This is a genomic window from Thalassospira permensis NBRC 106175 (genome assembly GCF_000714555.1).
GTDB classification, from domain to species: domain Bacteria; phylum Pseudomonadota; class Alphaproteobacteria; order Rhodospirillales; family Thalassospiraceae; genus Thalassospira; species Thalassospira xiamenensis.
Window position 1 is genome coordinate 69,780 of record NZ_AUNC01000001.1, and the last position, 11,993, is coordinate 81,772.

At 54.6% G+C, this 11,993-nt stretch carries 11 protein-coding genes and 1 tRNA gene; 6 read left to right on the forward strand and 6 right to left on the reverse strand.

The genetic code is table 11. The features are described from left to right. Nucleotides 1-184: 184 nt before the first annotated feature. The gene (locus SMB34_RS20545; RefSeq protein ID WP_051682051.1) at nucleotides 185-1,297 is read right to left on the reverse strand and encodes a hypothetical protein; all 1,113 of its coding nucleotides are present in this window, start codon (nucleotides 1,295-1,297) and stop codon (nucleotides 185-187) included. 78 nt (nucleotides 1,298-1,375) lie between these two features. Next, nucleotides 1,376-2,491 carry a hypothetical protein gene (locus tag SMB34_RS00235; RefSeq protein WP_156962613.1) on the reverse strand — a complete coding sequence of 372 codons (1,116 nt, stop codon included), beginning with the start codon at nucleotides 2,489-2,491 and terminating at the stop codon, nucleotides 1,376-1,378. Nucleotides 2,492-2,791: 300 nt separating this feature from the next. Here SMB34_RS00235 and secA point away from each other — a divergent pair, with 300 nt between their 5' ends. Further along, the gene (gene secA / locus SMB34_RS00240; RefSeq protein WP_037987025.1) at nucleotides 2,792-5,503 is read left to right on the forward strand and encodes a preprotein translocase subunit SecA; all 2,712 of its coding nucleotides are present in this window, start codon (nucleotides 2,792-2,794) and stop codon (nucleotides 5,501-5,503) included. 76 nt (nucleotides 5,504-5,579) lie between these two features. Here the strand turns inward: secA and SMB34_RS00245 are convergent, their stop codons facing one another. Beyond that, nucleotides 5,580-6,455 carry an alpha/beta hydrolase gene (locus tag SMB34_RS00245; RefSeq protein WP_037987027.1) on the reverse strand — a complete coding sequence of 292 codons (876 nt, stop codon included), beginning with the start codon at nucleotides 6,453-6,455 and terminating at the stop codon, nucleotides 5,580-5,582. Between the two features lie 220 nt (nucleotides 6,456-6,675). Between SMB34_RS00245 and mutT the strand changes: the two genes are divergently transcribed. The 3 genes from mutT to SMB34_RS00260 all read left to right on the forward strand — a co-directional run bounded on the left by mutT (nucleotide 6,676) and on the right by SMB34_RS00260 (nucleotide 8,361). Further along, a complete protein-coding gene (gene mutT, locus SMB34_RS00250) occupies nucleotides 6,676-7,107 on the forward strand; it encodes an 8-oxo-dGTP diphosphatase MutT (protein WP_007091683.1) in 432 nt (143 codons plus the stop codon). Between the two features lie 59 nt (nucleotides 7,108-7,166). Beyond that, entirely contained in the window at nucleotides 7,167-7,928 is a 762-nt protein-coding gene (locus tag SMB34_RS00255) for a competence/damage-inducible protein A (RefSeq protein ID WP_037987030.1), read from the forward strand. A gap of 82 nt (nucleotides 7,929-8,010) precedes the next feature. Then, the gene (locus SMB34_RS00260; protein ID WP_007091681.1) at nucleotides 8,011-8,361 is read left to right on the forward strand and encodes a hypothetical protein; all 351 of its coding nucleotides are present in this window, start codon (nucleotides 8,011-8,013) and stop codon (nucleotides 8,359-8,361) included. A 7-nt stretch (nucleotides 8,362-8,368) separates the two neighbouring features. Here SMB34_RS00260 and SMB34_RS00265 read toward each other — a convergent pair whose 3' ends face one another. The 3 genes from SMB34_RS00265 to SMB34_RS00275 form a co-directional block, all read right to left on the reverse strand. Next, nucleotides 8,369-8,620, reverse strand: a complete 252-nt coding sequence (locus SMB34_RS00265) for a hypothetical protein (protein ID WP_007091680.1) — start codon at nucleotides 8,618-8,620, stop codon at nucleotides 8,369-8,371. Nucleotides 8,621-8,648: 28 nt separating this feature from the next. Continuing rightward, nucleotides 8,649-9,356 carry a 5,6-dimethylbenzimidazole synthase gene (bluB, locus tag SMB34_RS00270; RefSeq protein ID WP_084716426.1) on the reverse strand — a complete coding sequence of 236 codons (708 nt, stop codon included), beginning with the start codon at nucleotides 9,354-9,356 and terminating at the stop codon, nucleotides 8,649-8,651. Nucleotides 9,357-9,457: 101 nt separating this feature from the next. Next, nucleotides 9,458-10,855, reverse strand: coding sequence for a hypothetical protein (locus SMB34_RS00275; RefSeq protein WP_240478708.1), 1,398 nt, complete (start codon nucleotides 10,853-10,855; stop codon nucleotides 9,458-9,460). 238 nt (nucleotides 10,856-11,093) lie between these two features. Here SMB34_RS00275 and SMB34_RS00280 point away from each other — a divergent pair. Continuing rightward, nucleotides 11,094-11,182: transfer RNA gene (locus SMB34_RS00280), tRNA-Leu, on the forward strand. Between the two features lie 375 nt (nucleotides 11,183-11,557). Next, nucleotides 11,558-11,950, forward strand: coding sequence for a hypothetical protein (locus tag SMB34_RS00285; RefSeq protein ID WP_007091677.1), 393 nt, complete (start codon nucleotides 11,558-11,560; stop codon nucleotides 11,948-11,950). Nucleotides 11,951-11,993: the final 43 nt, after the last annotated feature.

Sequence of the window (11,993 nt, forward strand, 5' to 3'; positions counted from 1 at the left end):
CTCACCCCACGGATAAATCACATCCGCTCGTGACACACAAGGGTTCCCCTCGGATGTCACGGTTTTTTCAAAGCAATCTGGCTAAAATGTGAAATGCTGATGTAGTGCGGAAAATATAATGGCGCGGGCAAGGGCGATTTCGCGCCCTTGCCCGCCGGTTTCTGCCAGAATCCAGAAATAGCCGTCAGGCGCGAACGTCAAAAAAGACTTCGCCGACGGTGCCGGTGGTGCCGTCATCGCGCTCAAATTGTGATTTAGCAACCAGATCACCACCGATCAGACGCTGATCAAGCGGGGTGATCATTGTCAGCGAAATCGATTTGATGCCTTCGCTTTCAAGCGAGCTTTGGCTGCCATCAGCACGCAGCAGGACCAAAGAGGAAAAGACCTTGTCCTTGCTGTCGATCACGCCATCATTGTTGTCGTCATATTTGGCGAGTTCGGCAAAGCCGTCCTTGGCACCGTTTTGATCGCCAAACAATTCGGTACCATCATTGATGATGCCATCATCGTTGCGATCAAGCGCCAGCAAGGCATCATTGCCGCCAACCCATGCGGTTTGATCAATAGTTCCATCGCCATCAATATCGAACTGTTTGTTATCATTGACGTGTGAGGTGGTGATGCCGTCCCCGTCAAGATCAAGGATCAGCGGGTCCACCTGGCCGAATTCGACGCGAAGTTTACTGATTTCGACATTAACCTTGGTGTAGGACCAACTGGCGTTGGTCTCGTCGCCGGAGAACGATAGATGACCTTCGATCTGTGACAGATTGATTTGCACGGTTTGCGATATAACGGCGGTGCCGCTGAAGGTTCCGATCGCGGCGAGCTGGTTTGCCGAGAACGGGACTTTTTGCCCGACGAGCGCCCGGATATAATCCTGAAAGCCGGTAAAGGTGACATCCTCGGGGGAGGTGCCTGTCAGTTCCCTTGCCATTGCGCGGGCTTTTTCAGGCGGGATTCCCAACATCGCAAACAAAATCAGCGCGTCGGTTTGGATTTTGTCCATAACCTCGTCATATGATATTTCGCTGAGGCGCAGGAAATCGGGCATTTTGCTCCAGGGTGGGGAAGTTACCTCGGTTGCCTGCTTGGTCAGTTTCTGAAGGCGTTTGGATGCTTCGAGACTGATATCGATATTATCGATAATGCGACGCAGACGGCTGATGTCTTCGTCGACATCGACCGTGGGATCATCGTTGGCGGTTTTGTTAGCCATTTTTCCCGACAGGCCAAGATCGCGATGCGCAGACCGGTCGGCGCGGGGACGTGAAAAATCGGAATGTTCAAACATTTGGTCGCCTCCTTCCTGAAGGCATTTTGACGAAATGCTGTGGGATCGGGGATTGTCCCCCGACCCAGCATTTTTCGATTAAGCCAGAACGTCCTGTTCCTGGCTGGGATCGGCCACGGCGACAGTTTCACCTTTTGGGAATTGGAAGGTTGCACCGTTTTCGTTTTGTCCGAAGATGCCCATCGGCAAGATCATATCGACAGACAGATTAAGCATCTTATTGCCCGATCCATCGGGAGCCGTGGATTGGGAAATGCCGCGGACGATGGCGCCCGCCTGTTCCATGATCTGTGCATTGAGTTTTGCCATGCGGCTTTGGATCAGTTCTGCCATCATGGCAGCGTCATCCGCACCGATTGCGGTATCGGTTTTTTCGTCTGGTGTTGCGGCCGCGGTTTGCGTGCCGGTGGTGTCGGCCATAAGCTGACGGATGAATTCGGCGACACCGCCGTCATTCATATCGAACATGAGGCCGCCTTTATCCGCACTTGTCGGATTGCCCAGCATATCCACCAGATTGTTGTTTTTAAGACCGTCCATCATGGAGTCAATCGCCCCCATGACGCCAGCGGTGCTATCACCGATGGCGACGGCTTTGGTGGTGACAACTTCGACTTTGGCGGTCTTAAAATCAAACAGGAATTCGCCCGTGGTGCTGTTGATGTTGATGTTCAGGGACTGCACCCCCATCATCGCGGATTCGGAAACCGCAGCACCGGCACCCTTGGACCCAGCATAGGCAATTTCGGTGCGCGAATATTTTGCGACGGCTTGTTGGAAGTTGAAATCAACATTGCCATCGTCAGAGAACATGCCGCGGATGCCTTCGAACAATGCATCGGTGGCGAGCATGGCTTCGCGGCCATCCATGCCACTTAGTCTGAACATTTCGATCACGTCATCCTTGATCAGTTCAAGGGCGGCATTGAGTGCGCGTTCAAACAGGTCTTTGGTTGACAGTTCTTCGGTTGCCGGTGGTTTTGCCGCTGATGTCTGCACGGCTTTGTCATCGGATGCTTTGGCCGCAACCGCGTCCGTGGACAAATCAACGGGATCGACGATCTGGCGGGAATTTTTGTCGGACTTTGCCGCATTCGGATCAGCTTGCCTGTCCGATGCGTTTACCAACTGACGCGAGTCAGTCTGGGGCGATTGCCCCCTTTGAAAGGGATTTAGCGTGGTGAGATTCACCATTTCCTCCTCCTGAGGTTTTTCCGCAAAGAAATCTGTCGTCTCTTTACGAAAGGTGAGCTACTTGCTCTCAAATTCTGGGTTGAACATGGAATATACGTGTTTTTTATGGTTTGCTCAAGCGCGAAGGACAGGGGGCGAGTGCCATTTTTGAGGGCAATGGTTTTCGCTGCTGGACGTGAACATATTAGTGATAATGGTTCGTTCCGTTGACAGATGGCAGACAGGGTTCTATCTGTGATCGGGCCTCGGTATATAGCCGTTGCCCCATAACTGTTTTTTCATTTGTTCAGGAACGTTTTAATGCTCGGCGTAATTGCCCGGAAAATTTTCGGTTCAGCTAACGATCGTGAAGTCAAAGCCCTGCGGGCCACGGTCGAGCAAGTCAATGCCCTGGAACCCGAAGTCGAGAAGCTTAGTGACGACGAACTGCGCGCCCGTACCGATTGGCTGCGCGAACGTCTGTCCAAGGGCGAGACTCTGAAGGATATTCTTCCTGACGCATTTGCCACCGTTCGCGAGGCTGCCAAGCGTGTCCGCGGCGAACGTCATTACGATGTGCAGCTGATGGGCGGCATGGTTCTGACACTTGGCAAGATTGCCGAGATGAAAACCGGTGAAGGTAAAACGCTTGTTTCGACGCTTCCGGTTTATCTGAACGCGATCGAAGGCAAGGGCGTCCATGTTGTGACGGTCAACGATTACCTTGCGCGTCGTGACGCGGAATGGATGGGGCAGGTTTACGGCTTCCTGGGGCTTTCTGTTGGCGTGATCATGCATGGCATGACCGATGACCAGCGGCGTGCGGCCTATGCATGCGATATCACCTATGCGACCAATAACGAGCTGGGCTTTGATTATCTGCGCGATAACATGAAGTTCCGCCTTGAAGACATGGTGCAGCGCCCGTTCAACTTTGCCATTGTCGATGAAGTTGACAGCATCCTGATTGACGAAGCACGGACGCCGCTGATCATTTCCGGCCCGGCCGAAGACAGTTCGGAGTTGTATCGCGCGATTGATGCGCTGATCCCGAAACTGACCGAGGATGATTACGAGAAGGATGAAAAGGCACGTGCCGTTACCCTGACCGAAGATGGCACCGAGAATGCCGAGCAGCTTTTGCAGCAGATGGGCATCCTGACCGAAGGCACGCTTTATGACGTTGCCAACGTGCATCTGGTGCATCACGTCAATCAGGCGCTTAAGGCGCACAAGCTGTTCCAGAAGGATACCGATTACATCGTCAAGGACGACAAGGTCGTGATCATTGACGAATTCACCGGCCGCATGATGGAAGGCCGCCGGTATTCGGACGGTTTGCATCAGGCGCTGGAAGCCAAGGAAAAGGTCAAGATCCAGAACGAAAACCAGACCTTGGCATCGATCACCTTCCAGAACTATTTCCGTCTTTATCCGACCCTTGCGGGCATGACCGGTACGGCAATGACCGAGGCCGAGGAATTCGAGGAAATCTACAATCTTCAGGTTGTCGAAATCCCGACCCATCGCCCGATTGCCCGTAAAGACGCCGATGATGAAATTTATCGGACGGCCAAGGAAAAATGGAACGCGATTGCCGATCTTCTGGAAGATTGCCACAAGCGCGGCCAGCCTGCCCTTGTCGGCACGGTGTCGATTGAAAAGTCGGAAATTCTTGGCGCGTTGCTGAAAGAACGAAAAGTCCCGCACGAGGTCTTGAACGCCAAGCAGCATGAGCGCGAAGCGTTCATCGTGGCACAGGCCGGTGCGCCGGGCGCGATCACGATTGCCACCAACATGGCCGGTCGTGGTACTGACATCAAGCTTGGTGGCAACGTTGAAATGCGTGCCGAGATCGAGCTTGCCAATATCGAAGACGACGCAAAGCGCGCCGAGGGGATCGAGCGGATCAAGGCCGAAGTCAAAGCCGATCAGCAGAAGGTTCTTGATGCCGGTGGCCTGTTTGTGATCGGTACCGAGCGCCATGAATCGCGCCGCGTTGATAACCAGCTTCGCGGTCGTTCTGGCCGTCAGGGTGACCCGGGGGGATCGAAATTCTTCCTGTCGCTTGAAGATGACCTGATGCGTATTTTCGGGTCCGAGCGCATGGACGGGATGCTTCAGAAGCTTGGCCTTCAGGAAGGCGAGGCGATCTATCATCCGTGGATCAACAAGGCGCTTGAAAAGGCACAGCAGAAGGTCGAGGCGCGTAACTTCGATATTCGTAAGAACGTACTGAAATTCGATGATGTGATGAATGACCAGCGCAAGGTCATTTATGAACAGCGCCGCGATCTGATGCAGGCCAAGAATGTTGCCGAAGATGTGGCGGATATGCGCAGCGAGGTTGTCGAAGACCTTGTGACCAAATACTGCCCGGAAAAGGTTTATCCGGAACAGTGGGAAGCTGCCAGCCTGCATGAAGAATGCACACGTCTGTTCGGTCTTGATCTTCCGGTGGCCGAGTGGGTCAAGGAAGAAGGTATTGATGTTGAGGTCATGCGCGAGCGGATCGAGCAGGCGGTCGAGAGCAAGATGGCGGCCAAGGTTGCCAATTATGGTGCCGATATCATGCGCCAGGTTGAAAAGAGCCTTGTGCTTCAGCTGCTTGATCAGACATGGAAAGAGCATCTTCTCGCCCTTGATCACCTGCGTCAGGGCATCGGGCTTCGTGCTTATGGCCAGCGCGATCCGTTAAACGAGTTCAAGCGCGAGGCGTTCAACCTGTTTGAAGGCATGCTGGTGACATTGCGCGAACGCGTGACCCAGATGCTGTCACATGTTGAATTGCAATCGACACCCCGCCCCGAAGACCTTGAGCCGCGCCGTGCGCCGCAGGAAATGCACGAAAATCACCCGGAACCCGAAGCCATGGCAGGTGAGGGTGGTGACAGCGCAACGGTCCATTCGCGGGCTGCATCGGGTAATGTTGATCCGAACGATCCATCGACCTGGGGCCGTGTTGCACGCAATGCCGCCTGCCCGTGTGGATCAGGCAAAAAGTACAAGCATTGCCACGGTCAGCTGGCGTAAAGCTGCCTTAATCGGAACTTGATAGACAAAACGCGCTGTTTACCATCGGCGCGTTTTGTTTTTTTGGGGGGGCAGATTACGGTTCCGATTTTGAAGGCGCTGGTTTTACGATCCGTGTGTCGAGAAATTCCCCAACAGGGTCCAGTACTGCCCGGTTTTCGGTCAGGACGCTCCCAAGAGCAATCAGAGTTCCGGCGTGGCCGGTATCCTTGATGATCACGAGTTTCGTATCCGGGGCGAGTTCGGCCAATCGGCGGGAATTTCGGGGATAGACCGTGTGATCGCGGTTGCCGGTGATCAGAAGCATCGGCGGCATGTGGGATAAATCCTGCTCGACCGGCTGGCTTTGGGCGGCGGGGGTATCGCCAAAGGCGATTTGGGTTGCCTTGACGTCGTAGGGATAGAAATCATAGGGTCCGGAAAGCCCGATGATCCCGGCAATGTCGTTGGCCGACATCCCCACGGATGCCAGATAGGATTGATCGGCCACCAGTTGAACCGCGTTATAGGCACCAGCGGAATGACCGGCCAATATCATCGGGGTTGCGGTGATGCGGTTTGGATGTTCCTGGCGGTACTGTTTCAGAAAGGCGAGGGCTTTTGCGCCGTCCTTGATGAATTCCGGGAAACGGATTTCAGGCACCAGCCGGTAATCGGGGATGGCGACGGCATAGCCCATTTCGGTAAAGCGTTTGGCGACGAAAGCGTATTTTGCCTTATCGCCCGAATCCCATGATCCGCCATAAAACCAGACGATCAACGGGGCCGGTTTTGTGCGATCAGCAGGCAGATAAAGATCAAGTTTCTGGCGATTCGCATCGCCATATCGCAGATCGGCAACGGTCGGCTGATAGTCGCCAGCCTGAAGGTGATTGAATGCGGCGAGCTTATCGCAACCGGCGAGAAACAGGGCCGCGATCAGGGCATTTGCCGTCAGTTTGAATACGCGCATTGTCACCGTAAAACAGATATTATTGATTTGATTTTGACTGTTGTACGCGATAGCCCGCTATCGGGTTCTTTTTTTATTTCAGGGAAATATGACGCAAAGGATATTGCCGTTTTAACCCGGATCGGGAAGGGGCGGGTATCCGTCAAATGCATCTCTTGGCGAAAGCCGCCATGCAGGATAAAACAATCGCATGACCATTCAAAATCCAGAAAGAGGCTGCATGTCGGTGGACTTGCGGCAGGGAAAAATCCCCGAAAAAACGGTGTTTGTCAGTGCGGTGGCGCTGGTGGATGCCGATCATCGTGTCTTGATTGCGCAACGCCCCGAAGGCAAATCCATGGCGGGGCTTTGGGAATTTCCCGGCGGCAAGGTCGAGGCCGGCGAGACGCCGGAGATGGCATTGGTGCGTGAGCTTAAGGAAGAGCTTGGCATTGATATTACTGAAAGCTGTCTGGCACCTTTTACCTTTGCGTCATTTACCTATGATGATTTCCATCTGATGATGCCGCTTTATCTGTGTCGGGTCTGGAAAGGGGAAATCACCCCGATGGAAGGCCAGCAGGTAAAATGGGTGCGCCCGATCCGGTTGGGTGATTATCCGATGCCGCCTGCCGATGTGCCGCTGGTGGCGATGTTGCGCGATTTTCTGTGACGATCCGACCCCTCTTGGCGGTCGTATTTGAATACTGAGTTCAAGTTTGCGAGGTTGTGATGTCTGAAGCGGTTCGGGCCTGTCTGATCATTATCGGCAATGAAATCCTGTCGGGACGGACCCATGACAAGAATCTGCCTTATCTGGCGGAGGAGCTGAACAAGCTTGGCATTCGCCTGGCAGAAACGCGGGTAATTCCCGATATCGAAACCACGATCATCGAGACGGTCAATGAATGCCGGGCAAAGTTCGACTATGTCTTTACCACGGGCGGCATAGGTCCGACCCATGATGATATTACATCGTCCTGTGTGGCGCGTGCGTTCGGGGTCGAGATCGAACTGAACCCGCAAGCGCATGAATTGCTGAAAAGCCATTATGAGAACCCTGCCGACCTGAACGAGGCGCGGCTGCGCATGGCGCATATTCCGGTGGGGGCGGAGCTGATTGATAACCCGGTTTCCAAGGCACCAGGGTTCCGGATGGAAAATGTCTATGTCATGGCCGGTGTGCCGATGATCATGCAGGCGATGTTCCAGGGGATCAAACATCAGCTGACCGGCGGGCGACCAATGGTATCGCGATCGGTTGGCGGTTATATCCCGGAAGGCGCGATTGCCAAGGTGCTGGGCGAGATCCAGCATGATTTCCCCGATACCGATATCGGGTCCTATCCGTTCCTGCGCGAGGGGAAGCTGGGCACGACGCTTGTGGTGCGGGGCGAAGAGGCCAAGGATGTTGACCTTGCATCAGAGCGCATTCGCGCGGTGATCATTGAGCTGGGCCGCGAGATTATCGAAGATAGTGGTGCCGTTTCGTAACGTGCGGATTGCAATTGATCATTTTGGCGGGGCTATCATTGCGGCTATGACAATCGTTTGAGGGGGCGTTGGAGGGACCGGTATGACAGGTGACCCGAAGGAAACGGATGAAATTCGCAACAGCCGGGCTGCGCGCGAAGCCCGGTCGATTGTCAAATTCATGATTGAACATACCGCCTATGGCGGGTTCGGGGCGCTGGTTTTTGGTGCCTTGGTGCTGTTTTTTGATATTGGCGGGATTTACAGCCTTGCCATGGCATCACGCGATGCGCCGATCTTTATCATGTTGCTGTTTTTCGGGTTGTTCATCACGTTTGGCGGCATCAGTCTTGGCATCGGGATCATGAATCTGGGCGGTTTTTCCGATAACGACCGTTATGAGGACGAACGCAAAAGCCACCGGAATGACCGCAATGACGGCAGGGGCGAATAAAAAGGCTCTAGGGCCGATCTGCACCACTGCGCGCGCGCAGGATTTTGCCGATGATCATGCCGCCAATCCAGAATGCCAGCGGAACGACAAAGATATAATCAAACATCGGGTGCGTGGTATCGCCCCCGGAAATCGCCAGAATGTAGCCGACCCATGCCGCAGTCAGCAGATAGCCCATGATCTTGAAATAGTGACCGTTCGGCAGGCTTTTCTTGGCGGGTTGTTCGGGATTGGTCGGTTGGCCTTTGTCGGCGGACATCGGGGTTTCCTTTGGTGATCGAATTTGGTTAGCGTTCAAGCGTCAGGGCAGCCGGATCGATGCGATCCTGCCAGCCTTCGCGGACGAGTTCGGGAACGACGTGGTCTTCTTCGGGATAGCCGATGCACAGATAGGCGATCAGACGCCAGTGCGACGGAACGTCTAGCGTTTTGAGAACGGTTTCGGGTTCAAGGATCGAAACCCAGCCGACCCCGATGCCCTTGACGCGCGCGGCCAGCCACAAAAGCTGTACGGCGGCGACGGCGGAATAATCGAGCATTTCGGGCATGGTTTTGCGGCCCAGTCCCATGCCCGCCTCGGTTTCCTCGTCGGCGAAAACGGCGAGCTGTATGGGGGCCTGATCCATGCCCTGCAATTTCAGCGACGCATAAAGTCTGGCACGTTCGCCGTGATAGTCGTTAAGCGCCTGCTGATTGGCGCGTTCGAAACTGTCGCGGATGGCTTTGCGGCGGTCGGGATCGTTGACCTTTACAAAGCGCCATGGCTGACAGTTGCCAACAGATGGTGCAAGGCAGGCTTCCTTGATCAGGTCGTCAATATCGTCCCCGGGGATCGGGTCGGTGCGAAAACGCCGCACGTCACGCCGCCATAACAACAGATCGATGAACTGTTTTTGAAAGGTGCGATCAAACACCGGCGGGGTCAGTGTATCTGTCGCGGTGGGCGCGTTGGGCGCGTCGGACGTATCGGGCGCATCGCGATCGGATCGGGTCATGGCGCGAACCTGCTGGTCTTGGCGGTTTCAATTCTTTGTGCACCCTAACCGCACAGCACTATTACGCCAAGACACAAGATGGGGGGGCGCATGGGAAAGCATCAGAAATCGAAATGGATTGTCATCAGCCCTGACAGGTTGTTGTGTTCGGTCGCAAAGGTCAGTTTGCGCTGTACTTCGAGGCTCATCTGGCCGGGAATGCCACCCCAGTCATGGGTGATGCCGCCGCCCAGCTGTGAATAGGTACTGGTATTTTCACTTGTCACATAGGGGCTTAGAATACCGTAGCCATAGGGGAGTTCGGAACTGAGGCTGAGTTCCGAGCGAACACCTTCCAAGGGATCGGTATTGGGGGCAAATTCGCGGAATCCTTCGAGTGATAAACCGAAATTCCACGGGTCATAGGCATATTCGCTCCCGGCAAAGTAGCGGCGATTGGTGGATCGACCGTATCCCTGGTTCATCAGGGTGATGGTCTGATCCTGTCCGGCGAAGGGCACAAGGCGATGATCACCCAGCACGAGGTTGTAGCGGGCCTCGGCGGTGCTGTCGAAAAGCTGGGTCAGGGCTGTTCGGGCGGGGATCAGTGACCCGTCGGCACCGCGTGCGCTTTCAAATTCTTCGCGGGCGGTGATGATGTCGCCATCAAGGCTTACGGTGACGGGCAGAAAACCAAGGTCGTATTCGGTGCCAAAACCGATCGAGCTTGATAGTGTCGAACTTTCAAGATTTTCGGCGTAACTGAGATCATCCGGGCCGCCATCAATGGCGGACTGGGTGATGGTACTTGTGCCCATCCCCACACTGCCACGAATGTTAAGCCATTCGGTCATGCGCGACACGAAATAGGGGGAAAAGGTCACGTTGTTTTCCCGATACAGTACCTGACGGGCGGCGGCCTCGCTGAGCGTGCTGCCCCAGCCAACGCCAAGCCCGATGATCAGGCTGTCATCCACCAGATAATCGACCCCGGTATCGATTGAAATGACGTCGCCGCTGAGGTTCGGGTTATAGCCGGTCTCGGTAACCCTGTTTTCGATGTCGGTCTGGCTGCCATGGACCCAAAGGCTGATCGGGGAGGCACCGCGGCGGGTCTGGTTGGGGAAGGTGCCATTTGCGGTATCGAAATCCAGTTTCTTGGCGATGGATGCCAGTGCCGAGCGCCCGCCAAAGGTTTCAATCGTGGTCGCATTCCCGGTGCCAAGCGCAAGGGCATTGGGCGGCTGTTCGGGCGCGGGAACAGAATCGTCAAGAAACAGGGGGCCGATGGTGCTGCCCAGCAGGTCATTTTCCATCTTGTCATACAGGCGGTCGATATGGCGTTGCTGGTTGGCGGCGCGGTTCAGTGTTTCGCTGCGCAAAATCGGGGCGTCGGGGCGACCGGAGCCGTCATCTTCGGCATTGGCATTCGGGACGATTTCGTGACGCAGCAAAAGGCCAAGCATGGCAAGTGCCAGACATGCTGAGATAGCCAGTGAAATGTAGCTGCGCCTCTTCACGGTCAACCGGTACGCCTGTTTGATTCCGATGGGATCCTTGCAACCGTGTCGCAGAAAAATGGGGGTAATATGGTGAAAGACAGGCAATTCTGTCGCAATGCCGCATTCGCTTTTGTGCGATGGCATCGGATTTCGGCTTTTACGGATTGATAAAATCAGGCATTCCGGTATTGCGCCGTTTTTAAAGCCGCGCTAGAACCCTGTTCTGCCGGTTGGACACCAACCTTGTAAGCGCTTTGCGGGCGTGGCGAAATTGGTATACGCAGCGGACTTAAAATCCGCCGGTCCTTAAAGACCTTGCCGGTTCAAGTCCGGCCGCCCGCACCATATCCCCAGCCACAATTGTTTGATCACCGTTTTTGGCGCGGAATTGCGCCATCAAATTACCTGTTTTGCAGATTAGGGATCAGGAACAAACGTAAGATGCATACGTTTGACCGGGACGAATGTCCCTAGCAACAGGAGAAAATGATGATCCATCTTCTTGCATTTGGCGTGATTGCAATTACCGCAATGGTTGTTGCCTGAGCCTGGACATTTCCAACCGTCTGGTTTCTGCCGTGATCTTTTTCCTGCAATCCATTGCGGGACATAAAGTGCTGTGTGATCGTCATCATGGCGTTTCTGATTTACCGGATATAAATCAGAAACGCTTATGACCGATGACATGGCCTGAAAACGGGCAGCTTTCGGAGTGGTTGGGTGAACGATATCGATAGTGAAGACGAGGGCCCGCGCAAGAAAGAGCGGTTCGGCAAATATGTCGTACCCGAGGAGCGCGCGAACAATATCGTCAAGCTGCTTGACGAGTTCCTGCGCAAAGGTCCGCGCAAGGGCCTTAAATATTCCCGCTGGCAACAGATTGCCTGGTACGAGATTGTTGACGAACTCAAACGCGCCGAAGCCGCCCAGAAAAATCAGGATAGCCTTACAAAATCGGCGTTCCTCGCACTTGCTGTCGGGTTTGGTACTATCGGGTTCTGGGGGCTTGTCGTGTTGCTTGGGCAGAATTTCGGTATGATCGGCACGGTTCTGATCGTGATTGCCGGGCTGGTTGTCTGGCGTGCGTTGGCCAAGGCCAAGTGGTTCAGCTAGTGCTTTTGGTCAATAAACAGGTCTTGCGGCAAAGGGCAGATGG